We start from the raw sequence: 24,021 nt of genomic DNA, 5'->3' as shown, positions 1-24,021 counted from the left end.
CCTTACTCAATGCCAGGTGCGGATTGTTGGTGGAAGTTAGTCGCTTGCTGGAATTGGTGTGCAGCATTTAATAGCTGCGACTCCGCGAAAAAGTTACCAATTAATTGCAAGCCAACGGGTTTGTTATCCACCAGGCCGCAAGGAATTGACAAGCCCGGCAGGCCAGCGAGGTTAGTCGCGATGGTGTAAATATCTTCCAAATACATGGCCACTGGATCTTTGGTTTTTGAACCAAATTGGAATGCGGGTGAGGGCGAGGTTGGGCCAAGAATCACATCGACACTTTCAAATGCATCAACAAAATCCTGCTTGATCAAACGGCGGATTTTTTGCGCCTTGCTGTAATAGGCATCGTAATATCCAGCAGATAATGCATAGGTGCCCACTAAAATGCGGCGCTTTACTTCCGCACCAAAACCTTCGCTGCGTGAACGCATATAAAGATCATTTAAATCTTTTGGATTTTCGCAGCGATGACCGTAACGCACACCATCAAAACGTGACAAGTTGGCAGAACACTCTGCAGGAGCAATGACGTAGTAAGCCGGAACAGAAAGATGAGTGTGAGGCAAGCTGACGCTATGAATGGTTGCGCCCAAACTTTCATAGACTTTAATCGCGGCTTCAATTAATTCCGCGGTTTTTGGATTTAAACCTTCCCCAAAATATTCTTTGGGAACACCGATGCGCAAACCATTAAGTGATTTGTTTAAATCGGTAGTGTAATCCGGCACATCGCGCTCAACACAGGTGGAGTCTTTTGCATCAAAGCTCGCCATATCGTTTAACAAAATGGCGGCGTCTTCAGCTGTGCGCGACAAAATGCCCGCTTGATCCAAGCTCGATGCAAACGCAATCATTCCCCAGCGTGATACGCGGCCATAGGTTGGTTTAATGCCGGTTAATCCGCACAGTGCAGCGGGTTGGCGGATCGAACCGCCAGTGTCGGATGCGGTTGCCGCAGGAGCCAAATGCGCAGCAACGGCAGCAGCAGAGCCGCCAGACGATCCACCGGGAACGCAATCAGTTGCCCACGGGTTTTTTACCGGGCCGTACCAGCTTGTCTCATTGGATGAACCCATCGCGAATTCATCCATGTTGGTTTTACCCAACATTACTACACCGGAATTTAAATAATTTTCAACGATGGTGGCGTTGTAAGGCGCAATAAATTTATCGAGCATTTTTGATGCGCAAGACGTGCGCACACCGGTGGTACAAAAAATATCTTTGTGTGCGATAGGCACACCACAGAGTGCAGGTGCGTTGCCTGCTGCTAAACGTTTATCTGCAGCTGCCGCTTGTTGCAGTGCGATATCGTTAGTTACGGTGATGTAGCTGTTATAAGTTTTGTCCAGACGCGCAATACGATCCAGATAATGTTGGGTCACTTCGGTACTGGAAAAGTCTTTGTTACGCAAACCTTTTACCAGCTCGGCAATGGTGAATTGATGCATTGCAAATTCCTGAATTTTTTGGAATGAAGGGCGAGTGTTTACTCGATAACCTGAGGCACTAAATACAAGCCATCTTGTGTGGCAGGTGCAATAGCCTGGAAGGTTTCGCGCTGATTGGGCTCGGTGACGACATCGGCACGTAAACGTTGGACGGCATCCAAGGGGTGCGCCATAGGTGAAACACCTTCGGTGTTCACTGCTTGTAATTGGTCGACCAAGGCCAATACATCGGAGATGCTTTTTGCCGCTTCATCGGCGGCTTCATCGGTAATCTGGATACGCGCCAGCTTGGCCAGCTTGGCGATATCGGAACGGTCTACAGCCATGGTGGTATTAGCTCCAACAAATGGAAAATCAAAAGTGTGGCGATGTTGCTGCTATCCGGCGTCATCCCCTCAAAAATGGGCGCTCAAGGTACCACATTTGCGCCTTGCCCTGAACCCTTGTGGTTGATAGAGTGCGGCGGACTTAAGTGAAGGCGGGTTTGTTTAAAAATTAGGCATAAACGTCGGCGAAATGAAGGATTTATTTGAACTTTATGGCTAATTTAGGTCGGATAAAAAGCGAAAATTCACTTATACTGCGCGCTTCATAAAAATTTGCACGGATTCTTCGCTAAGTGCGAAGTTCAATTCAAGGACAGAGTTCAGTTGCCATGAGCGCGCCGCCGCAAAACGGGCACGAACGTCGATCACGACACGAATTCTATTTCAACATATTCTATTAAGGCCTCGTCCCTCATGATGAAACTTTTACGCGGAGCATTTTCTAACGATCTGTCTATTGACCTCGGCACAGCCAATACCCTGATTTATGTGCGTGGTCGCGGCATAGTGCTTAACGAGCCATCAGTGGTGGCGATACGCCATCACAACGGCACCAAGATTGTGGAAGCGGTAGGTGTAGAAGCCAAGCGCATGTTGGGCCGTACTCCGGGCAATATCACGGCCATCCGCCCACTGAAAGACGGTGTTATTGCCGACTTCCAAGTCACTGAAAAAATGCTGCAGCACTTCATCCGCAAAGTTCATGAAAATTCCTGGTTTAGTCCATCTCCCCGTGTGTTGATCAGTGTTCCTTGTCTTTCTACCGAAGTGGAAAAGCGTGCGATCCGTGAATCAGCATTGGGTGCTGGCGCGCGCGAAGTGCGTTTGATTGAAGAACCTATGGCAGCCGCCATTGGTGCTGGCCTTAAAGTGTCTGAAGCCAATGGTTCTATGGTGGTGGATATCGGTGGCGGTACGACTGAAATTGCTGTGATCTCTCTTAACGGCGTGGTGTATTCAGATTCGGTGCGTATCGGTGGTGACCGTTTTGATGAAGCCATTGTGAACTATGTGCGCCGCAACTACGGCAGCGTGATTGGTGATGCAACTGCCGAGCGTATTAAACAAGAGATTGGCTGTGCATTTGCCGGCAGCGAAATGCGTGAAATTGATGTACGCGGCCGCAACCTTGCAGAAGGTGTACCTCGCAGCTTTACCCTGAGCAGCGATGAAATTTTGGAGGCATTGCAAGATCCTCTGGCCGGTATCGTCCAGGCAGTGAAAAGTGCGCTTGAGCAGTCACCTCCGGAATTAGCGTCTGATATCGCTGAAAGCGGTGTGGTATTGACCGGTGGTGGTGCCTTGTTGCGCGATATTGACCGTTTGCTGTCCAACGAAACTGGCTTGCCGTTTATTGTTGCGGAAGATCCTTTGACCTGTGTTGCCCGTGGTGGCGGTATTGCGTTGGAAATGAATGACAAGCGCAATATTGATTTGCTGTCGTCCTGATTTGTTTTGAGGCCTGCATGTTGCAGGCCCCGGCACCCGGGGAGGATTCGCCATCAAACCGCTTTTTGCCAGAGGCTCATCCGCTACCAGCCGCGCGTTCTTGTTCATTGTGATTATGATGGCGCTGGTGGTGGTAGGGCTTTATACCGACCGACTTGAACCCGTGCGCGAGAAACTGTCCGCCGTGGTTGCTCCTTTCTATCAAATTACCGATGTGCCTTCGCGCGTGAACGATTGGCGTAAGGATACTTTTGTATCCCATGCCGATCTCAAACTCGAAAACGAAGCGCTGAAGACAGAACTGCTTATCCATCAACGCAAACTGCAACAGTTGGCCTCCCTTGCTGCCGAAAACGTGCGTTTGCGGCAGTTACTCAATGCTAGCCAAACGCTTCAGGATACTGTGCTGATAGCGGAATTAATTGGTGTATCTCCGAATCCTCTTAGCCACAAAGTCATCATCAATCGCGGCGTGAAAGATGGTGCCTTCAAAGGTCAGCCAGTACTGGATGGTTTTGGCTTGATGGGGCAGGTGATTGAGGTGGGGGAAGACTCCAGTACGGTCTTGCTGATTTCAGATTCTACCCACGCGATTCCGGTGCAGGTTAACCGCAACGGTGTGCGTGCTATTGCTGAAGGCACGGGCGATCTGAATAGTTTGAGCCTGCGCCATGTCTCTGCTAATACCGACATCCGTGCCGGTGATCTATTGGTCAGTTCAGGCATGGGCGCGCGTTTCCCTACAGGCTATCCGGTTGCAGAAGTCTTGCAGGTAGTGCGCGACCCGGGCAAAGCATTCCTCACTGTTATCGCAAAACCCATGGCGCGACTGGATCGCAGCCGTCATTTGCTGCTGGTTTTCGCGGATCGTGATCAGGCGAGTGTGCCTGGGGCACTGGGGGCATCGCGCGATACCAACACTTCATCCTCATCCACTGGCGCAACCAGCGGTACCCGCTAATGCTTGGTCAACAACTCAATCTCTACCTGATTATTGCCTTGAGCCTGGTGGTGGCGCTGATCTTGTCGGTGTATCCCTTACCGATGGATATGCGTTGGTGGCGTCCTGAGTTTGTGCTGGTGGTGGCAATCTACTGGATTTTTTACATGCCGCTGACGGTGAGCTTTACCTTCCTTTGTGCCCTGGGGCTTTTTCAGGATTTATTAGAAGGTGTGCCTTTTGGCCAGCACAGCCTCGGTCTGGTGATAGTGGCGTATATCTGCATACTGTCTTATCAGCGGGTACGCAACTTCTCCATTTTTCGTCAGTCAGCCTGGATATTTGTATTAGTGGGGATCGCCCAATTAACCGATAACTGGGTGCAAGGAATGGCCGGGCGGCCATTGTCCGGCATCCAGTTTTTATATCCGGCACTGACCAGCGCTTTGATCTGGCCTATTTGCCATAGCTGGCTGGATCGATTGACTCATCGTCATCGCCATTAAGCCAACAAGCTCTTGTGCTTCTCACAATAATTAACCAGTGCGGATAAAACCGTGCAGTTCCAGGAGTTCCGAGGTGAGCGCCATCCATCCCGATTTATATCTGGCATCCCAGTCACCGCGCCGGCGCGAGCTACTCAGGCAGATAGGTGTTCGCCATCAAGTCATCAATGTCAGTGTTCCCGAGCAGCCAGCAGCAGATGAAACCGCGATGGATTACGTACAACGTTTATCGCGTGAAAAAGCGGCTGCCGGTTACGCACAAGTAGTACGACAAGGGTTGTTTCCCGCGCCTGTTTTGGGGGCTGATACGCTGGGGTTGCTGGATGGAATAATTCTGGAGAAGCCGCGCGATCAAGCTCATGCGTTTCATATGTTGCGTCAACTTTCTGGCTGTACCCATCAGGTCATTACAGCGATTACCCTGCATTCAGCCGAGCGTCAGGTATCACGGGTTTCAATCACTGATGTGACTTTTCGCGAGTTAAATGAAGCTGAAATCACCGCGTACTGGCAGACCGGGGAGCCGCAAGATAAAGCGGGCAGCTATGCCATCCAAGGCTTGGGTGCTGTGTTCGTGAAAGAAATTCGCGGTAGCTATTCCAATGTAGTGGGCTTGCCACTTGAGGCGACCTATGAACTGCTGCAGGGGTTTTCCATACCTTGGTGGACTGCGCGAGATTCGTCTGGGGGAAGCTTACCCCCTGTAGGAGCAGAGCTGTGAGTGAAGAAATCCTGATCAATGTATCTCCGGTTGAAACCCGTGTTGCCTTGGTGGAGAACGGGGTGGTACAGGAGTTTTATATCGAGCGCAGCCATGGCGAGAGCTATGTCGGCAACATCTACAAAGGCAAGGTGGTGCGCGTACTGCCGGGGATGCAGGCGGCGTTTGTGGATATTGGCCTTGAGCGTACAGGATTTATCCATGCGGCTGACATGATGCCGGAACCACCCGAGGGTGAAGTACGCCGTACCGAGGTTCCGGACATCCGCTCGCTTGTTCGCGAAGGTCAAACCTTGCTGGTGCAAGTCGCTAAAGATCCCATTAGTACCAAGGGTGCGCGTCTGACTACGCACCTGACATTGTCATCCCGTTATTTGGTTTACATGCCAAACTCCAGCCATATCGGGGTGTCTACCCGAATAGAAGATGAGCCCGAACGTGAACGTTTGCGTCAGGCAGTTGAGAGTGCGGTGGCCGCACAGGATATTAAAGGCGGCTTTATTGTGCGCACAGTTGCTGAAGGTGCTGATGCTGATGCTATTAATGCCGATATCCCGTTTTTGCTGCGCCTGTGGGAGGATTTGAGCGGAAAAATCCCGACTTTGGGAGTGCCTGCGGAACTTCATCGCGATATGCCGCTCTATTTGCGCGCGCTGCGCGATATGGCGCGCGCGCCGATTGATCGGGTGCGGGTGGACTCACGCTTGACCTATCAACAAATGCTGGAGTTCGCGTCTAAATATGTGCCGCAATTAATCGAGCTGATCGATCTTTACAGCGGCGATCGTCCCCTGTTGGAGTTGTACGGTGTTGAGGAGGAAATCCACCGTGCGCTGGAACCCCGGGTGGCGCTCAAGTCCAGCGGTTATTTGATTATCGAACAGACCGAAGCCATGACCACGGTAGATGTGAACACCGGAGCGTTTGTTGGTCATCGCAATTTGGAAGAGACGATTTTCAAAACCAATCTGGAAGCGGCGACAGCGATTGCCCGCCAGCTGCGGCTGCGCAATTTGGGTGGCATTATCATCCTCGATTTTATCGACATGAAAGATCCGGAGCACCAGCGGCAAGTGTTGCGGACGTTAGAAAAGGCGTTGGAGAAAGACCACGCCAAAACACGTATTACCGGTGTATCGGAACTGGGGTTGGTGGAGATGGCGCGCAAGCGAACCCGTGAATCTCTCGGGCAAATGCTGTGCGAACCCTGCCCTGTGTGTCAGGGGCGCGGCCAGGTGAAATCGGCCGAGACGGTATGCTACGAAATTTTCCGTGAGATTCTGCGCATGGCGCGAACTTACGATAACCAGAAGTTTCTGGTGCTGGCATCGCAACTGGTGGTGGACCGGTTATTGGATGAAGAGGCGGCCTATGTCGCTGACTTGGAAGCTTTTATTAACCGTACGATTGAATTCAGGGTCGAGGCGCTCTTCCAACAAGAGCAGTACGATATTGTGTTGGTTTAATGGCCGTCATTTGATGGTTAATGTATTACCCCTGACTTTGGAATCGCGCGCCTAAATGACCCGCACTTTACGCAAACTGGTGAAATGGTGTTACTTCCTGATTGCCATCGCCCTGATTTTATTGGCGGTGTTGGTGCAGTCCGGGCGTAGCTTTTCCCATTTGCTGGGGGATTACGACCAGAATATCGCGGCTTATGCCTCGGCCAAGCTTAATGCCAAGGTGGCAATTGGCAGTATTGATGCCGAATGGAATGGTTTGAAACCCAGTCTGGTCATACAAGATTTCACGATCAATAGCCAATCAGATCAGCCCATAGCAGCCTTCAAGCTCGCAAGGCTGCGGCTGGATATCCTCGAATCCCTGCTCAATTTCCGCCTTGTGTGGACCAACCTCATTCTCACCCAAGTGGATCTGTCCTTCGTACAAACTCCTGAGGGGCATTGGCATATTCCCGGGTTGCCACAGCGGACGGATGAACAAAAGCAAGAGGTACAGCTCGACTCGCTGATTGACATGCTGCTGCTCTCCTCGCGGATTGAATTCCAGCGCAGTCATTTGACCTTTTTATTTACATCCGGCGAGCAGGTGGTGTTGGACTCTCCGTCACTGCTGCTGGAAAACGCAGGTGACTTTCACCGCCTTGCCCTGCAAGTGGATGTTGATGCCCAGCCGCGCAGTGTTTATCTGCTCATCGAAGGCCGGGGCGATCCACGTAACCAGAAGCACTTCCGCAGCAGTGGCTATCTGCAATTAAACCGTTTTCCTACCAGCGAGCCAGTGGCAGCGGCCAGTGCGTTTTTGCTTGGCGGAAGCACTAATACCCATGTGCGCAGCGAGGGGCGGGTTGATGCCAATATCTGGTTTGAGACCAGGGCAGAAGGTAAAGGGTATGATCTGGTTGGCCGTTTTGGCTTGCAGCGGTTGTCGCTCCCGGTCGGTGAAAATCGCTTGTCGCTGGATGGCTTCTCTACCGAGTTGAACGGTTTTTGGCTACCTGGTGGCGAATGGCAATTGGGGCTGCAAAACATCAACGCCGCGATGAAAGAGCAGCACATCAGTGATCTTAATGTCGCCGTGGCATCCCCCGGTTTTAAGCGCCCCTTGCAAGTCAGCATGGACAAGCTGGATTTATCCCGCCTTGCGAGCATGCTCATCGATTCCGGTGCTCTGGGCGATGGTAAGCTAAGCAATTTTTTAAAAACTTTGTCGCCGCGCGGTCACTTGCGCAACCTGCAATTAACGATGCCATTGGGGCAGCCCAAAGACTGGCAGGTGAGCGCCAACCTCGATCAAGTCGCGGTCAATGCATGGCAGGGCGTACCCGCGTTGGCAGGTGTTGACGGGTATTTGCAAGCGGGTCAAAAGGGCGGCTTTGTCGATATAGACTCGCGCCGCTTCTTCTCTATGCACTACCAGCCAACCTACGCCGCCCCTATGGAATATGACCGTGCCAAAGGGCAGGTCGCCTGGCATCTGCAGCCGGAAAAAAACCAGATTTACGTCAACAGCGGTCAGCTGGAGTTCCAGAAGGGCAATGAGTTGGCGCGCGGCTATATGTGGTTATCCTTGCCCTGGAAGCGCAATACCGGCGATATCGACCTCTATTTACAGATTGGCGGCCAGCAACTCAATGCAGGGCTTTATCAGAAGTACACCCCTGCTTTAATACCCGAAAGCCTGAAAACCTGGCTGGAGCAAAGTATCGGTATACAAAATACCGGTGTGGCAACTGAGGCCGGGTTTGTCTATCGCGGTACGCTCAACACTAAAAATCCTATGGCGCGCACCTACCAGTTGTATCTGGATTTGGAAGATGCCCAGCTCAACTATCACCCCGGGTGGCCAGCACTGGCACAGTTGGATGGCCGCCTGCTGGTGAGCGATGCACGGGTTGCTGCCAGCATTGATGATGCAGCGCTTTTCAATAGCCGGGTAGCACGCGCTGAAGTGCGGGTTGCTCCGCGCGCGCAAGGCAAAGGCTCATTGTTACAAGTGACTGGCCAGATTCAGGGTGATGCCAGCGACGGTGTGCGCGTACTGCGTGAGGGAATGTTGCGCCAGTATCTCGGCAGCAGTATGGATTCCTGGTTTATGCAAGGCGATATGCAGGCCAGTCTCGATCTGGATATTCCTATCGGGACGGGTGAAAAAAAGCCTGAGGGGATGCACCAGCAAGTCGAAGTGGATTTGAGAGTCCCTCGTTTTGAGCTGCAAAACCTCAATTTGAGCCTGGATGATTTGCACGGCCATATCAGCTACAACAGCGATACCGGAATCAGTAGCGATGTTCTCACTGCGCGCTTTTTTGATGAGCCAATTGAAGTGCAGCTCGGCAACCAAAAAGCAAAAGATCACAGCAAAACCCTGATCAATATCCGTGGTGCAGCCGACATTAATCACCTTGCCCAGTGGAGTAAGCGCCCGGAATTGCTGTTTATGAGCGGGCAGCTTCCTTATCAGGCGGTGGTAGAGTTGTTCCATCGTCCCCCAAAAATCACGACTGATCCTGAAGCCGATACAGCCAGTACATCAGAGCCTGCCGTATCAGCAGATGCGTTTACCGAACAGGCGCTTGCGCTGGTCAGTATCAGCAGTAATCTCACCGGCGTTGCTATCGATCTTCCAGCGCCTTACGGAAAAACAGCGCAGGAACAGCGCCCGCTGGATTTCAAATTTTGGTTGCAAGAGAAACAGGCGCAAATAGATGTGCGTTATAACGCGGATGTCCAGGCATTGTTACGGCTGGAGCGCACAAATAACCGCCTACTGAATGCCAATATTGCTCTTGCTAGCGATGCCAAACTCAGTGATCAACCTGAGTTTCTGGTGTCTGGATTCTTGCCCGGCATTGATCTGGATGTCTGGAAAAAAGTGCAGGCACGCTATCAGACTTACACCAAGCGTTTAGCGCCCGCGGTTGCCTATGGGCAGGATTCCTCTGCCGCAGTAGCGCCGGCTGATGATACGGCTGGACAAGTGGCTGGATTGCCCTTTCGTGCGGAACTGATGTTGGGTCAGTACAAATTGGGTGCGGTTGTGCTGGAAAACCTGAATGTTATCGCATCGCCTGTGCCTGCAGGTTGGGAGCTGCAGCTAGACAATGCGGTTCTTGCTGGTCAGGTGATGGTGCCGAATAACCAATTTGTACCCTTGAAAATTGATCTTGAACGGCTCTCCCTGAGCCGCGAAGCACTTGGTTTGGCGAGCAATGCCAATAGCGCTGTCGGCGATCTTGAGGCACCCGCGGTAGAGCCAAAAGCGGAAACCCCAAAAGAGGTTCTGGATCCTCGTAAACTTCCGCTTGCTGATATCACCCTCAAAGCCTTGTTTATGGATGGCAACAATTACGGCAACTGGTCCTTGCGGGTGCGTCCGGATGCCAAAGGGGCGGTAATTGATAACATCCGCGGCAGTATTCGTGGAGTGACAATAGGCAGTATCGACAATACTGCGGAAGGTGCCAAGTTAATCTGGCAACACACCCCTGTGGGGGTGCAAACACGATTTATTGGCAGCCTGAGTGCTGGCAATATGGCCGAAGTGCTGCGTGCCTGGGATAAACCGGACACCTTGGAAAGTAAAAAAGCACATTACCAAGCTGATTTATTTTGGCCCGGTTCGCCACAGGATTTTGCACTGGTCAATCTTGGCGGTGAAATGACGATCCAGATTGAAGAGGGCAGCTTCAAACGGGATGCCAGTGCTGGCGATGGCATATTGCGCCTGATGTCGATTCTCAACTTTGACACTCTGGCGCGGCGGCTCAGGTTTGATTTTTCTGATCTTTACAAGAGCGGGCTTGCTTACGATCACGTCAACGGCAAAGTACGTTTCAATCAGGGCGTTTTGGTTTTTGAAGAGCCTCTGGCGGTGAAGACCCCGTCGAGTGGTATGCAAATGGCTGGGAGTATTAATCTACGCGATGAAACCCTGAATACCCGTTTGGTCGCGACTTTACCGGTGGCAGGAAACATGACGTTCTACACCGCACTGGCGACGGGCTTGCCTGCAGCGGCTGGGATTTACATTGTCAGTAAACTATTCAAAAAGCAGGTCGATCAGGCGACAAGTGTCAGTTACACCATTAAAGGCAGTTGGGATGATCCCAAGATGCGCTTTAACCGACTGTTTGAGAGTGAGCAAAGCCTGCGTGACAGTGTCAAAAAAGAAGAACAAAAACCACCTGAGACGAACAATCTGCGCACTCCCGATGATCCCAGTATTCAAAAATAAAGGCACCCTCAGGTGCCTTTATTTTTGAATGTCAGTTAGACAAATCACTAATCCTGTTTTTCCAGTTGGTCGCGGATAAAGCCAAACAATTTGCGCGCACTCGCTGGTGGCTTGTTTTCTTCGCGCTCTTTTTGCGCACTGCGGATCAACTGGCGCAGGTGCTGCACATCAATACCTGGGCAGGATGTCACCAATGTCTGGAAAATTTGCTTATCGCCTTCGATTAACAGATCGCGGTAGCGTTCAACTTGATGTTGGCGATGTACGTACTGGTCGCTGCGGTTTTGCATTTTATCGACCGCAGCCTGGATTTCTTCGTGATTGCCTTCGCGCATCAGCCTGCCGATGTACTGGATCTGGCGGCGGCGCGCATCCTTAAGTGGCATTTTGCGTGCGAGATAGATGGCATCCAATAGCTCCTCACTTAAGGGAAGCTGTGCCAGCTGCTTTTCATTCATATTGATGAAACTTTCACCCAATGCTTGCAGCGCATGCATATCGCGCTTGACCTGCGATTTGCTCAGGATGTAATCATCTGGGTTGATATCGTCGTAGTTGTAAACCATGGTAATGCGGTCGCGGTTGAATCAATAAAAGGGCGCGCAGCTTAGAGGAGTTGCTGCCGAACAACAACCTCTGCGTGGCTATTTGTTAAACAATAGGTGATTTATTCGCCTTCTTCAAAGCGATCTGCAATCAGTGCGCGTATCGCATTCATTGCTGCTTCTGCATCATCGCCTTCGGCGCTGACTTGCAAGCAGGTTCCACAGCTGGCGGCAAGCAGCATCAATGACATTACGCTTTTGGCATCCGCCCAATTGCCTTCCCCCACTCGCGCCATGATTTTGGCCTGAAATTGGTTGGCCAGCGTAGCGAGCTTGGCGGCGGCACGGGCATGAAGGCCGCGCTTGTTAATAATGTCGAGAGTGTCAGTAAACATTGCCGGGGTCTGTGTTTGGTTCTTGAAAGTTTTAGTGTTTCTTGTGCTTGTTGATATCGCGATGACGCACTTGTACATCGTGGAAGCTTTTGTCGAAATGCTTTTGCAGTCGCTCTGCCAGATAAACCGAGCGGTGCTGCCCGCCGGTACAGCCAATCGCAATCGTAATGTAGCTGCGGTTATTGGATTGATAGCGCGGTAACCAGCGCGTCAGGTAATGTTCGATGTCTTCATACATCTCCTTAACGGTTACCTGCTCCTCCAAAAATTCAATAACGTCAGGATCTTGCCCGGTTTGTGGCCGCAAAGTCGGTTTCCAATGCGGATTGGGCAGGCAGCGTGCATCAAATACCAGGTCGGCGTTTACTGGCACACCGTGTTTGAAACCGAAGGATTCAAACAAAATTGCCATGGTGGATTCGCTACGACCAACGACTCGTTCTTTGACCAGATCGCGCAATTCGTGAAGGTTTAAATGACTGGTGTCGATCACCTGATCCGCACAATCGCGGATGGGCTCCAATAATTGCTGCTCGGCATTAATTGCCTCTGCCAAACTGGTGTGTTTGTCAGACAGTGGATGCTTGCGCCGGGTTTCACTGAAGCGTTGGATCAATACCGATGGCTGTGAATCCAGGAAAAGTGTGCGAAAGGGCAGGTGTGCTTCCTTCAGAGTGCTGATCATCTGCGGGAACATGGCCAAGTCCTGCCAGGCATTGCGCACATCTATGCCAATCGCAAAGCGATGTTGGTCATCTTTGTGAATCTGGATTTGCGCAACGAGCGCAGGTAGCAGGCTGACGGGAAGGTTGTCGATACAGTTAAACCCCACATCCTCAAGAACATGGAGTGCTGTACTTTTGCCTGAACCTGAAAGGCCGCTGACAATTACCAGATGCATATTGAACCCGCTTACGTCATTAAGGCTGCTTGGAAGAGCGCTTCATTGCTGGATGCGGCGCGCAAACGCTGGCGGTAATCCGCATTATTCAGTGCTGCTGCCAGTGCTGCGAGGGTTTGCAGATGTTCGCTGTGCGCATCTTCCGGCACCAGCATGGCAAATAGAATATCGACAGGTTGGGAGTCGATTGCATCAAAGTCGATAGGATCGGCAAGGGTGATCAATGCGCCCACTGTGCCGCTACAGTTTTCAACACGACAATGTGGAATGGCGATCCCGTGACCAATACCTGTGGAGCCAAGTCGCTCGCGTCCAATTAACCGGCGGAACAATTCGTCAGCATCGATATCGGGAATGTCTTGGGCGATGGTGTTGGCAAGTAACTCCAGCGCGCGTTTTTTACTGCCACCGTCTACGCCGCAGAGTGTGCGGCCGGGGCTGATGAGGGATTGGATTTGCATAAAAAAGTGATGCTGGGCATCTCCCTGATCGATGGCGACTGGTGCCAAAGCAACCAGTGCGCATCATATGGTTAACGTCAGTGCACGCATCGCCCTAGCGATGGCTGCGCATTTTCTCTTTGTGTTTAATTAATTGGCGATCGAGCTTGTCGGCCAAGGCATCGATGGCAGCATATAAATCTTCATGAGTTGCATCGGCGAATAAATCTTTACCACTGACATGAATAGTGGCCTCTGCTTTTTGGATCAGTTTATCTACCGAGAGTATGACATGGGTACTCGTAATGCGGTCATGATGGTTGCTCAAGCGCTCCAGTTTGCTGGAAACGTAATCTCTCATTGAATCGGTAACTTCTACGTGATGACCGCTGATATTTATTTGCATAGATACTTCCTCTCGCTAGAAACAAAACGGTTACGGTTAGGTAACCTCGCATTACATCCATGAATTTTTTGTCCGAACTATTAAATGTACCTGAAACTTTTCAGTAAGTTCCCAATGTGATCATCTGCATCAGGTTAAATTGTTTTGCGCTCATTCGATGGTGGAATGTTGAGCGATTCGCGATATTTGGCAATAGTACGGCGCGCGACTTGTATACCTTGCTCGGCGAGCAAGTCGGTAATTTTGCTATCACTCAACGGTTTTTTTGGATTTTCCGCGCTGACCAGTTTTTTGATGATGGCGCGGATTGCTGTTGAAGAACATTCTCCGCCGCTGTCGGTACTGACATGGCTGGAGAAAAAGTATTTCAGCTCAAAAATACCCTGCGGGGTATGCATGTATTTTTGTGTGGTGACACGTGAAATAGTGGACTCGTGCATTTCTACAATTTCAGCAATATCGTGCAACACCAGCGGTTTCATCGCCTCAGGACCGTAATCCAGAAAGCCACGCTGTTTTTCAACAATACAACTTGCCACCTTGAGTAAGGTCTCGTTGCGGCTTTGCAAACTTTTCAGGAACCAACGGGCTTCCTGTAAATTGTCTTTGAGGAAGGTGTTGTCGCTGCTGGAGTCGGCACGCTTTACCATAGAGGCGTAATCAGCATTGATACGCAAACGCGGCGCAATATCCGGATTCAGCTCCACAATCCAGCGGCCATCGCGTTTTTCTACAAATACATCGGGCACAACATATTCGGTGTCGCCACTGGCAATAATATCGCCCGGACGCGGATTCAAACTCTGGATCAGGGCAATCGCCTGACTTAACTCAGCTTCCTTTAGCTTGGTGCGGCGCATCAATTGCCGGTAGTCGCGGCTGCCTAGCACCGGCAAATATTGTTTGACGATTAATTTTGCCGAATCAAGCAATGGCGTTTTTGGATCAAACTGCTGCAGTTGTACCAACAGGCATTCGGACAGGTTCTGGCTGCACACACCACATGGGTCAAATTGTTGCAAGAGTTTTTGTACGGCAACAACTTCGTCCAGTTCCAGGTCATCGAGATCGCTACCCATCCCTTCAAAGATTTCCTCGATACTGATGGAGAGCATGCCGCTGGGCTCCACTGCATCGATGATGGCCATAGCCAGAATGCGATCCCTGTCTGACATAGGGGTCAGGTTAAGTTGCCACATCAAATGATCGTAGAGGGAGTCAGTGGCAGCACGGCGGCTTTCAAAGTCGCTATCTTCGTTGTCGTAATTGCTGGAGCTGCTGCTGGATGAGGCTTGATAGACATCATCCCAGCTTGTATCCACGGGAAGGTCGCTGGGAATAGAGTCGCTCCAGTCACCGCTATCGGCGCTAAAACTTTCCCCTTCACCATAAACATCGGTATCGCCTATGGATTCACTTTCCCTGAAAGTGTCGCTTTCACCAAAACTATCGCTTTCATTGTAGTTATTGTCGTTGTTGTAACTATCAGCGTAGTTATCGGTGCTCGCGGAGAAATTGTCGCTGGCAGTAAACTCTGCGCTGTTATCGGTACCGCTTTCTGCTGCAATTTCCAGCTGGCGGTCATAATCCGCTTTGTCTTGTTCGCTGCCTTCGTAGTCACTGTTTTGCGTGGGAGAATCGAAGCTATCCTCAACCTCCAACATGGGGTTGGAATCGAGCGCTTCCTGGATCTCCTGTTGCAGATCCAGAGTTGATAGTTGTAACAAGCGGATTGCCTGTTGCAACTGTGGGGTCATGGTCAGCTGTTGGCCGAGTTTGAGCTGGAGAGATTGCTTCATTGTACGGACGACAAACCCTTAAACGCAGGATGAAAAACATCGGTATACGTGGAGTTTAGTCAGGGTTTGCGCCTCAAGCAACAAGCTTAAGCAAGCTTTATGCCTAATGTATAAAGAATGTTACTTGTCAAGTTGTTTGTGTGTGACTAAACGCGCAGGGAATGGGCAGTTTGTAACACCGGAAATCCCGTCTGAAAGTAGGGTTTAGAGGCGGAAATGCTCGCCCAGATACACTTCGCGCACTTTGTTATTGCTCAGCACAGTTTCAGCATCACCTTCGGCGATGATGTGCCCTTCACTGACGATATAAGCTGTTTCGCAGATATCCAGTGTTTCGCGCACATTGTGGTCGGTAATCAGTACGCCAATCCCACGGTCTTTCAAGTGACGGACAATCTCTTTGATGTCATTGACCGAAATAGGATCAACACCGGCGAAAGGTTCATCGAGCAGGATAAATTGCGGATCTGTCGCCAGTGCGCGGGCAATCTCCACGCGGCGGCGCTCACCGCCGGAGAGGGCCATACCCAGGCTATCGCGGATATGGGTGATATGAAATTCGTTGAGCAGTGATTCCAGTTTTTCATCACGCTGCTGGCGGTTGAGATCCTTACGGGTCTCAAGAATTGCCATGATGTTATCCGCCACGCTCAGCTTACGGAAAATAGACGCCTCTTGCGGGAGATAGCCAATACCTGCACGGGCGCGTCCATGAATGGGCAGTTGGGTTATATCTCGCTCGTCAATCAATACGGTGCCGTTATCGGCAGGCACCAAACCAGCGATCATATAAAAACAGGTGGTTTTTCCTGCGCCGTTGGGGCCAAGCAATCCGACGATGCTGCCACTTTCCACCGTGATGGATACATCAATAACCACTTTGCGTTTTTTGTAGCTTTTGGCGAGATGGCGTGCGTGCAAACTGGGCATTACTGCGCATCCTCGGCTTTTCCGGCTTTGGGTGGGATCACAATTTCGATGCGCTGCCCCTCACCGCCGCTACTGTTGTTGTTACCTGCGGCTTTCATTACTTCTTTGACTAAATCGTAATCAATGTGTGGGCCGCTCATTACCGCACCGTTTTGCTCAACAGAGGCATCTTCAATCAGTACCAGATGTTCATTGCTGGGGGTGTAGGTAATTTGCTTGGCGGCGGCAGTCACTATGCCTTGGTCTTTTTCCGGTTGTTGCTGAAAGCGTGCCGGATTGCCTGTTGCAATCATCTTTTCGACGCTGCTGTCGGGATTGGTGTGAATCACAATAGAATCGGCGGAAATGATAAGTGACCCTTGCTGGATTTTGACCGAGCCAGTGTAGGTCGCCACTCCGTTCTTCTGGTCTACCGTGAGGTTATCAGCAGAGCCGCGGATGGTTTCGTTTTTGTCGCTGGGTAATGCGAGGCTTGTGGTTGGGGACATTATTGCCGCCAACATGAGCGTCAAAGGAGATAACCAATAGCGTAATTTAGCGGGGATCATAAACTGCCTTAACCTGGGATCTTAACTGAAGCCGACTTTGCGCCAGGTCGGCATCCATACCTAGTGCATCTATCTGACCTTTGGCGCTGCGCATCTTAACAGCTTTGTCGGTTTCCGCGAATTGTTCACTGGCGCGCACTTGCAGCTCACTGGTGGTGATTTGTATCAAGCCCTGGGTGGGCGTTTGCTGTTGGATGAGCACGTTATCGAGCAGGCGGATCAATTCGCCGTTTGCCTCACTGCGCCCGGTATTGGCGGTAACTTGCCATGGCGCTTTGGTGTCTGTGTCGTAAAACATCATCATGGGCTGCTCAATCAATGTGTAATCCTGAGCCGATGCACCCTCTTGTTGCAGTTGAAAATGGGTTACCTGTGGCGTTGATAGCTGGTAGTGAAGCTTGCCGGTGTTATCAAATTCGCGTGTTTCCACTTCTTTCATGTAGATGTTGGGAAAGCTGCTTGGGTCATATTCATATCCAACCAGCTCTTCTTTTTGGCGCAGTGAAAATGCAAAAAAGCAGATCACCAGTACAAAAGCCAGTATCCAGGGACCGGGTACATATTGATGTACACGATACGCGCGGGTTAACAGGCTCATAGGGATGCATCTGCCAGATAAGGTGCAAGTGCGGTATCGAATGTACCTTGCGCCTTCATGATGAGGTCACAGGCTGCACGCACGGCACCTTCGCCGCCGCGTTCCCGGCTTTGCCAATGGGCGCGCTCAACCACGCTGGAGTGGGCATTTGCCACTGTCAGTGCGAGACCCGCGCGGGTCATAACGGCCAAGTCTGGCCAGTCATCTCCCATAAACGCGATCTGCTCAAGCGCTACAGGATGCTCCTGCAAAATGTCTTGTAGTGCCTCCCATTTGTCCTCGCGCCCTTGCACCAATATCGTTATCCCCAGATCGCTTGCGCGGCGGGCGACCAGATTGCTGGTGCGGCCAGTAATAATGCCGACTTTAACGCCGGTTTTTTGCAGTGCTTTGATGCCCTGTCCATCCAGTGTGCTGAACGATTTGAATTCTTCCCCTTGGTTGCCGAAGTAAAGACGCCCGTCGGTGAGTACTCCGTCCACATCCAGCAGCAACAGTTTGATGCGCGCAGCGCGTTCATGTAATTCGGTTTGGGTACAAAAATCGGGGTTCATTCAGGCGTGTCCAAGTGCAATGATTGGCTGGGTCAATCAAATAATGCCTGCACGCAGCAGGTCATTGATTTTTACGACACCGACAAGTTTTTTTTGTTCGTCGGTAATGAGTAAAACGTTAATTTTTGCTTGCTCCATTAACGCCAGCGCTTCTGCAGCCAGCGTGTTGTCGCGCAGCATTTTGGGGTTAGTGTTCATCAATTCACCCACTGTTGCAGTGCGGATATCAACACCTTTGTCGATACTACGGCGCAAATCACCATCGGTGAAAATACCGAGCAAATCATTACCTTCCATCACTGTCGTCATGCCAAAACCTTTGTCCGACATGACCATCAATGCGTCCAGCATGGGGGTGTGCGCAAACACACGGGGAATATCGTCGCCAGTGTGCATGACATCCGCGACACGCAACAACAATTTGCGCCCCAGTGCGCCGCCGGGATGAGAGAAGGCAAAATCTTCTGCAGTAAAACCGCGCGCTTCCAGCAATGCGATTGCCAGTGCATCCCCCATGACCAGCGTGGCAGTTGTACTGGATGTTGGTGCCAAGTCCAGAGGGCACGCCTCATGTAAAACGCTGATATCCAGATTGACTTCAGCCACTTCGCCCAGAGTCGATTGCGGATTGGCGGTCATGCTAATGATTTTGACACCGGCACGTTTCAGTAGTGGCAACAAAGTAACGACTTCACTGGAAGTGCCGGAGTAAGAGATCGCAAGCACTATGTCGTTTTTGGTGATCATTCCGAGATCGCCGTGGCTGGCTTCGCCTGGGTGGACAAAAAACGATGGGGTTCCAGTGCTCGCCAGAGTAGCGGCGATTTTTTTGCCAATATGGCCGGATTTGCCCATGCCGGTGACAATTACTCTGCCAGCACAGTTCAAGATAAGTTCACAGGCGGCGGTAAATTGACCATCGATCCGCGCGGCGAGTGCAGTAACTGCCTCTGCCTCCAAACTGATGGTACGCAATGCCGAGCTTACATAATCATGTGTCATGACGAGGTTCCAAAACCGGTTCCAAAATGGTGAGCCAATGTGATGATCATTGTTCACCCAAGGCATTTATGGCCTTGCATTATAACTTTCAAGAAAAACAAGGCGAGGGAAGTTTACGTCTTTTTTCCTGTGGCGACTTATCCCTGTCATGCGCTGGATGCTATAGTTCGCGCCGCAAATCTGCTCGCTACGCCTCCGGCTTAATAACTCGCCACGATCATAAACATCGCATAAAGAATGGCACCATAAGGAATTAGCGTTGTCTGAGTGTTGGTTTAACGCCATACGGCTTAATCGTTCTGTTTCAATTAATGGAAGGTTTTACGATGAAATATCTGCTCACCAAATTGTCTGGTGTTGTACTCGGGTTATCTGTGTTGTTTGCGGCTAATGTCATGGCTCAAGTACCTGCAACTGAATCGCCAAAGGTCATTGTGGAATCGGTCGCGCAAGAATTGTTTGGCTTGGTTAAAGCCAAAAAAGCGTCCAATACAGCGGACGATGCGTATTTCAAACAAGTGGAGGGGGCGCTTGATGGTGTAGTGAACTTTCCGTTTATTGCTGCTTCTGTGATGGGCAAGGCGTATAAACAAGCTACTCCGGCACAACGTGAACAATTCCAAAAAGTCTTCAAAGATGGCATGGTCAAATCGCTTGGTAAGGGTGTTTTGGGTTATGCCGACAGCAAGGTTGTGATTGCAGGGGTGGATGACAGCAACCCTAATCGCCAAGTGGTCAAGCAAGAAGTGTCGACCGATGGCACGACCCACAAGTTGAACTACACCATGCGCAAGGAAAAATCAGGCGAGTGGAAATTGATCAATGTAGTGCTCAATGGCGTAAACCTGGGTCAGTCGTTCAGTGGTCAATTCAAGGCGAGCCTTAAAAAATACAATGGCGATATTGATAAAGTGATCGCCAATTGGTTGGTTGATGCATAACCGCATTTGCGACTGTCAAATCGACAAAACCCCCGGCCTGTGCCGGGGGTTTTGCTTTATGGAGGCTGATTTTTGGATGCGATATTAGCGACATTCCGGTAAACTTCGCGCCTCATTTCTGATCACAGCCCTTCTTAATCGAGTAATTCTATGCAAGCTGAACAAATCAAAGCGCTGATTGAAAGCCAAATCCCGGATTGCGATGTCAAATCGGTCGATGTCATGGGTGATCATGTAGGTCTGGTGGTCGTAAGCCCTGCATTTGCCGGTTTGACCCCTGTTAAAAAGCAGCAGTTGGTGTTGTCCACTTTGAGTGCGCAATTTGCTGACCGCAGCATCCACGCGGTGGATTACATCAAATCCTTCACGCCCGAGCAGTGGCAACAGCAGCAACAACAGCAGTAACGTCTACGGCTTGGAGTCGGCATTGGTTGGCTCAGGTCTCTTTTTTCTCTTCTTTGTTTTCAGGGTTGTATGGATAAGTTTTTGATTAACAGTAGCGGTCCACTGACGGGCGAGCTGCGAATTTCCGGTTCCAAAAATGCAGGTTTGCCGCTGTTGGCGGCGACAATTTTGGCCGATTCCGAAGTGCGCTTGAGCAATGTTCCGCACTTGAAAGATATGACTACCATGGTGCAGTTGCTGCGCACCCTCGGCCTCACAATTGAGATTCAGGGCGAGCATGTGGTGATTGTGGACCCCAATACCATCAACTCCTACACCGCGTCTTACGAGCTGGTAAAAACCATGCGCGCATCGATTCTGGTGCTTGGGCCATTGCTTGCGCGCTACGGCGAAGCCAATGTGTCTTTCCCGGGTGGCTGTGCAATTGGTTCGCGCCCGGTGGATATTCATTTGCGCGGCCTTGAGGCCATGGGGGCGACTATCGAAATCGATGGTGGTTATATCCGCGCTCGCTCCGATGGCCGTTTGAAAGGCTGTCATTTCCTGATGGATATGGTCACCGTTGGCGGCACTGAAAACCTGCTGATGGCGGCAGTGTTAGCTGAAGGCAAAACCGTATTGGAAAACGCGGCACGCGAACCCGAGATTGTTGATCTTGCCAATATGCTGGTTGCTATGGGCGCGAAAATCGAAGGCATAGGCACATCGACCCTGACAGTTTATGGCGTTGATAAATTGCACGGTTGTGAATACAGCGTGATGCCTGACCGTATCGAAACCGGTACCTATCTGGTTGCCGCTGCAGCGACTCGTGGCAAGATTAAATTGACCAATACCCGCGCCGACATTCTTGAAGCCGTGTTATTGAAGTTGCAGGAAGCGGGCGCGGATATCACCACTGGTGATGACTGGATCGCGCTGGACATGCACGGCAAGCGCCCGAAAGCGGTCAGCTTGAAAACTGCGCCTTACCCGGCATTCCCAACCGATATGCAATCGCAATTTATGGCGATGAACGCTGTTGCAGAAGGTGTGAGCCATATTACCGAGACAATTTTTGAAAACCGTTTAGTGCAGGTTGCCGAATTGAATCGTATGGGTGCGCATATCGAGCTTGAACACAACACGGCGATTGTTACGGGTGTTGAGCGTTTAAAAGCGGCACCCGTAATGGCATCTGACTTGCGCGCCTCCGCAAGTCTGGTGATTGCCGGTTTGGTGGCGGATGGTGAGACCCTGATCGACCGCATTTACCACATCGATCGCGGTTACGAAGCTATCGAACAGAAATTCCAAAGCCTCGGTGCCAGTGTGCGCCGTGTTAAGGGTTCATAAGCGCAAAGGTATAAAAAAGGTAAAACCCATGAGTCAAACCCTGACCATCGCGCTCACCAAAGGGCGCATTCTGGAAGAGACATTACCACTGCTGGCGGCAGCGGATATTCGCCCGCTTGAAGATATGGAAAAAAGCCGCAAGCTGGTATTTGAAACTACCCAGCCCAATGTGCGTTTTTTATTGTTGCGCGGTGCAGATGTTCCCACCTACGTGCAATTTGGTGCAGCCGATATGGGCATTTCCGGAAAAGACACCTTGATGGAAAACGGTGCTGAAGGGTTGTACGAACCGCTCGATTTAAATATCGCACGCTGCAAATTAATGACCGCTGGCGTGAAGGGCGAATCCCTGCCGGCTGGTCGTATTCGTGTTGCTACCAAGTATGTGAATATCGCCAAACAATATTACGCATCCCAAGGTCGTCAAACTGACATCATCAAACTTTACGGTGCGATGGAATTGGCTCCGATTATGAATTTGGCCGACGAAATTGTGGATATTGTCGATACCGGCAATACCCTGCGTGCGAATGGTTTGGAGCCGCGCGATTTTATTGCAGATATTAGCTCGCGTTTGATCGTGAACAAAGCATCGATGAAAATGAAACACGTACAAATCCAAAACATTATCGACTATATCGCCAAGGCAGTTGCAGTCGATTAGTTTTTTATGTCCTCAATTGCAAATGCCAATGTGCATTTGCAATTGATCAGCGGCATTATCAGTTCATCTTGTCTAACTCTGTGTCTAAAAGAGAATTCCATGTCTGACTCTATCATCACCCGTTTGGATGCAAGTCAAAGCGATTTTAATCAGCAGTTGGATCAATTGTTGGCCTGGGAATCGGTAAGTGATACCCGTGTTGCAGCAGTTGTCGATGACATCTTGCATCAAGTGAAAACGCGCGGTGATATTGCAGTGGTGGAGTTCACCAATAAATTTGACCGTCGTGCAGCGCAAAGCATGAATGATTTTGTTGTCACGCCAGCAGAATTACAAAATGCGCTGATGCAAATCCGCCCTGAGCAACGTGCTGCCCTGGAAGTTGCTGCTGAACGTATTCGCAGTTATCACCAGCATCAATTGCAAAGTTCATGGCGCTACACGGAAGCTGACGGCACTGTGCTTGGCCAGCAAATTTCGGCGATGGAGCGTGTGGGGTTGTATGTGCCCGGTGGTAAAGCGTCTTACCCTTCATCGGTGTTGATGAATGCGATTCCGGCCAAGGTCGCAGGTGTTGATGAATTAACGATGGTAGTGCCCGCGCCCGATGGTGAAATCAGCCCAATGGTGTTGGCAGCTGCAGCGATTGCGGGCGTGGATCGCGTCATTACGATTGGTGGTGCGCAAGCAGTTGCGGCGCTTGCCTACGGAACGGAAACCATTGCTAAAGTCGATAAAATTGTCGGCCCTGGTAATATCTATGTAGCGACGGCCAAGCGCGCGGTATTTGGCCAGGTGGCGATTGATATGATCGCTGGCCCTTCTGAAATTTTAGTGGTGTGCGATGGTTTGACCGACCCCGATTGGATCGCCATGGATTTATTCAGTCAGGCCGAGCACGATGAACAGGCGCAATCGATTTTGCTGTGCCCGGATGCGGAATATTTGGATAAGGTTGAAGCATCTATTAAAAAATTGTTGCCAACACTTGCGCGCGAAAGTATCGCCAGCGTGTCGTTAAAAAATCGCGGTGCCTTGATTAAAGTTGCAGATATGGAGCAGGCGATTGCCGTGAGTAATCGTATTGCGCCTGAGCATTTGGAATTGTCGATTGCTGACCCGGAAGCCTGGTTGCCAAAAGTGCGCCACGCGGGCGCGATTTTTATGGGTCGTTTTACTCCGGAAGCACTGGGCGATTATTGCGCTGGCCCCAACCACGTATTGCCCACCTCAGGTACTGCGCGCTTCTCATCGCCACTGGGTGTGTACGATTTCCAAAAGCGCAGCTCGATTATTATGTGCTCGGCATCGGGTGCATCAGAGTTGTCCAAAACAGCATCGGTGCTTGCACGCAGTGAATATCTTGAAGCGCATGCGCGCTCGGCGGAGTATCGTATTATCGAGTGACAATATTGAAAAAGTTTTTCAGTATTGTGTAAAAAAACGGGTGCAAAATTGC

General features: G+C 50.8%; 24 protein-coding genes. 11 read left to right on the top strand and 13 right to left on the bottom strand.

Annotated elements, in window-relative coordinates; genetic code table 11:
* Positions 1–2 precede the first annotated feature (2 nt).
* Positions 3–1,457 (bottom strand): Asp-tRNA(Asn)/Glu-tRNA(Gln) amidotransferase subunit GatA, encoded by a 1,455-nt coding sequence (gene gatA, locus VC28_RS10475; protein ID WP_049630588.1) that lies wholly within the window; start codon positions 1,455–1,457, stop codon positions 3–5.
* Positions 1,458–1,495: 38 nt separating this feature from the next.
* Positions 1,496–1,783: an Asp-tRNA(Asn)/Glu-tRNA(Gln) amidotransferase subunit GatC gene (gene gatC / locus VC28_RS10470; protein ID WP_049630587.1), complete on the bottom strand. Its 288-nt coding sequence runs from the start codon at positions 1,781–1,783 to the stop codon at positions 1,496–1,498.
* 414 nt (positions 1,784–2,197) lie between these two features.
* Here gatC and VC28_RS10465 point away from each other — a divergent pair, with 414 nt between their 5' ends.
* From VC28_RS10465 to VC28_RS10440, 6 genes are all read left to right on the top strand, one after another.
* The gene (locus tag VC28_RS10465) at positions 2,198–3,232 is read left to right on the top strand and encodes a rod shape-determining protein (RefSeq protein ID WP_049630586.1); all 1,035 of its coding nucleotides are present in this window, start codon (positions 2,198–2,200) and stop codon (positions 3,230–3,232) included.
* 52 nt (positions 3,233–3,284) lie between these two features.
* On the top strand, positions 3,285–4,193 hold the full coding sequence (mreC, locus tag VC28_RS10460; RefSeq protein ID WP_082191493.1) for a rod shape-determining protein MreC: 909 nt from the start codon (positions 3,285–3,287) through the stop codon (positions 4,191–4,193).
* Positions 4,193–4,678: a rod shape-determining protein MreD gene (gene mreD / locus VC28_RS10455; RefSeq protein ID WP_049630585.1), complete on the top strand. Its 486-nt coding sequence runs from the start codon at positions 4,193–4,195 to the stop codon at positions 4,676–4,678. Before mreC ends, mreD begins: the two co-directional genes overlap by 1 nt.
* A 73-nt stretch (positions 4,679–4,751) precedes the next feature.
* The gene (locus VC28_RS10450; protein WP_049630584.1) at positions 4,752–5,399 is read left to right on the top strand and encodes a Maf family protein; all 648 of its coding nucleotides are present in this window, start codon (positions 4,752–4,754) and stop codon (positions 5,397–5,399) included.
* Positions 5,396–6,865 carry a ribonuclease G gene (rng, locus tag VC28_RS10445; protein ID WP_049630583.1) on the top strand — a complete coding sequence of 490 codons (1,470 nt, stop codon included), beginning with the start codon at positions 5,396–5,398 and terminating at the stop codon, positions 6,863–6,865. The genes VC28_RS10450 and rng overlap by 4 nt, the downstream gene beginning before the upstream one ends.
* A gap of 55 nt (positions 6,866–6,920) precedes the next feature.
* Entirely contained in the window at positions 6,921–11,099 is a 4,179-nt protein-coding gene (locus tag VC28_RS10440; RefSeq protein WP_049630582.1) for a YhdP family protein, read from the top strand.
* Positions 11,100–11,146: 47 nt separating this feature from the next.
* Here the strand turns inward: VC28_RS10440 and yjgA are convergent, their stop codons facing one another.
* The 11 genes from yjgA to VC28_RS10385 form a co-directional block, all read right to left on the bottom strand.
* Positions 11,147–11,665 (bottom strand): ribosome biogenesis factor YjgA, encoded by a 519-nt coding sequence (yjgA, locus tag VC28_RS10435; protein ID WP_049630581.1) that lies wholly within the window; start codon positions 11,663–11,665, stop codon positions 11,147–11,149.
* 101 nt (positions 11,666–11,766) lie between these two features.
* Positions 11,767–12,039: an HPr family phosphocarrier protein gene (locus VC28_RS10430; RefSeq protein WP_049630580.1), complete on the bottom strand. Its 273-nt coding sequence runs from the start codon at positions 12,037–12,039 to the stop codon at positions 11,767–11,769.
* Between the two features lie 31 nt (positions 12,040–12,070).
* Positions 12,071–12,940, bottom strand: a complete 870-nt coding sequence (gene rapZ, locus VC28_RS10425) for an RNase adapter RapZ (RefSeq protein WP_049630579.1) — start codon at positions 12,938–12,940, stop codon at positions 12,071–12,073.
* A gap of 11 nt (positions 12,941–12,951) precedes the next feature.
* Positions 12,952–13,401 (bottom strand): PTS IIA-like nitrogen regulatory protein PtsN, encoded by a 450-nt coding sequence (gene ptsN / locus VC28_RS10420; protein WP_049630578.1) that lies wholly within the window; start codon positions 13,399–13,401, stop codon positions 12,952–12,954.
* A gap of 94 nt (positions 13,402–13,495) precedes the next feature.
* On the bottom strand, positions 13,496–13,786 hold the full coding sequence (gene hpf / locus VC28_RS10415; RefSeq protein WP_049630577.1) for a ribosome hibernation-promoting factor, HPF/YfiA family: 291 nt from the start codon (positions 13,784–13,786) through the stop codon (positions 13,496–13,498).
* Between the two features lie 134 nt (positions 13,787–13,920).
* Entirely contained in the window at positions 13,921–15,585 is a 1,665-nt protein-coding gene (locus VC28_RS10410; protein ID WP_049630576.1) for an RNA polymerase factor sigma-54, read from the bottom strand.
* 204 nt (positions 15,586–15,789) lie between these two features.
* The gene (gene lptB, locus VC28_RS10405; RefSeq protein ID WP_049630575.1) at positions 15,790–16,515 is read right to left on the bottom strand and encodes an LPS export ABC transporter ATP-binding protein; all 726 of its coding nucleotides are present in this window, start codon (positions 16,513–16,515) and stop codon (positions 15,790–15,792) included.
* Positions 16,515–17,003: a lipopolysaccharide transport periplasmic protein LptA gene (gene lptA / locus VC28_RS10400; RefSeq protein ID WP_231591717.1), complete on the bottom strand. Its 489-nt coding sequence runs from the start codon at positions 17,001–17,003 to the stop codon at positions 16,515–16,517. The genes lptB and lptA overlap by 1 nt, the downstream gene beginning before the upstream one ends.
* A 46-nt stretch (positions 17,004–17,049) precedes the next feature.
* Positions 17,050–17,661 carry an LPS export ABC transporter periplasmic protein LptC gene (gene lptC, locus VC28_RS10395; RefSeq protein ID WP_049630573.1) on the bottom strand — a complete coding sequence of 204 codons (612 nt, stop codon included), beginning with the start codon at positions 17,659–17,661 and terminating at the stop codon, positions 17,050–17,052.
* Complete coding sequence (locus VC28_RS10390; RefSeq protein ID WP_049630572.1) at positions 17,658–18,215, bottom strand: KdsC family phosphatase; 558 nt, start codon at positions 18,213–18,215, stop codon at positions 17,658–17,660. Before VC28_RS10390 ends, lptC begins: the two co-directional genes overlap by 4 nt.
* 36 nt (positions 18,216–18,251) lie before the next feature.
* Entirely contained in the window at positions 18,252–19,217 is a 966-nt protein-coding gene (locus VC28_RS10385; protein ID WP_049630571.1) for a KpsF/GutQ family sugar-phosphate isomerase, read from the bottom strand.
* A gap of 326 nt (positions 19,218–19,543) precedes the next feature.
* Between VC28_RS10385 and VC28_RS10380 the strand changes: the two genes are divergently transcribed.
* The 5 genes from VC28_RS10380 to hisD all read left to right on the top strand — a co-directional run bounded on the left by VC28_RS10380 (position 19,544) and on the right by hisD (position 23,969).
* Positions 19,544–20,158: an MlaC/ttg2D family ABC transporter substrate-binding protein gene (locus VC28_RS10380; protein WP_049630570.1), complete on the top strand. Its 615-nt coding sequence runs from the start codon at positions 19,544–19,546 to the stop codon at positions 20,156–20,158.
* A 150-nt stretch (positions 20,159–20,308) separates the two neighbouring features.
* Entirely contained in the window at positions 20,309–20,563 is a 255-nt protein-coding gene (locus tag VC28_RS10375) for a BolA family protein (RefSeq protein ID WP_049630569.1), read from the top strand.
* A 69-nt stretch (positions 20,564–20,632) separates the two neighbouring features.
* On the top strand, positions 20,633–21,898 hold the full coding sequence (murA, locus tag VC28_RS10370; protein ID WP_049630568.1) for a UDP-N-acetylglucosamine 1-carboxyvinyltransferase: 1,266 nt from the start codon (positions 20,633–20,635) through the stop codon (positions 21,896–21,898).
* A gap of 28 nt (positions 21,899–21,926) precedes the next feature.
* Positions 21,927–22,562 carry an ATP phosphoribosyltransferase gene (gene hisG / locus VC28_RS10365; RefSeq protein WP_049630567.1) on the top strand — a complete coding sequence of 212 codons (636 nt, stop codon included), beginning with the start codon at positions 21,927–21,929 and terminating at the stop codon, positions 22,560–22,562.
* A gap of 99 nt (positions 22,563–22,661) precedes the next feature.
* On the top strand, positions 22,662–23,969 hold the full coding sequence (gene hisD / locus VC28_RS10360) for a histidinol dehydrogenase (RefSeq protein WP_049630566.1): 1,308 nt from the start codon (positions 22,662–22,664) through the stop codon (positions 23,967–23,969).
* The last annotated feature ends 52 nt before the right edge of the window (positions 23,970–24,021 follow it).

Source organism: Cellvibrio sp. pealriver, from assembly GCF_001183545.1.
Taxonomy (GTDB): domain Bacteria; phylum Pseudomonadota; class Gammaproteobacteria; order Pseudomonadales; family Cellvibrionaceae; genus Cellvibrio.
The sequence above is the reverse complement of the archived record's forward strand: the minus strand, read 5'-3'. Positions and strand labels throughout refer to the sequence as shown.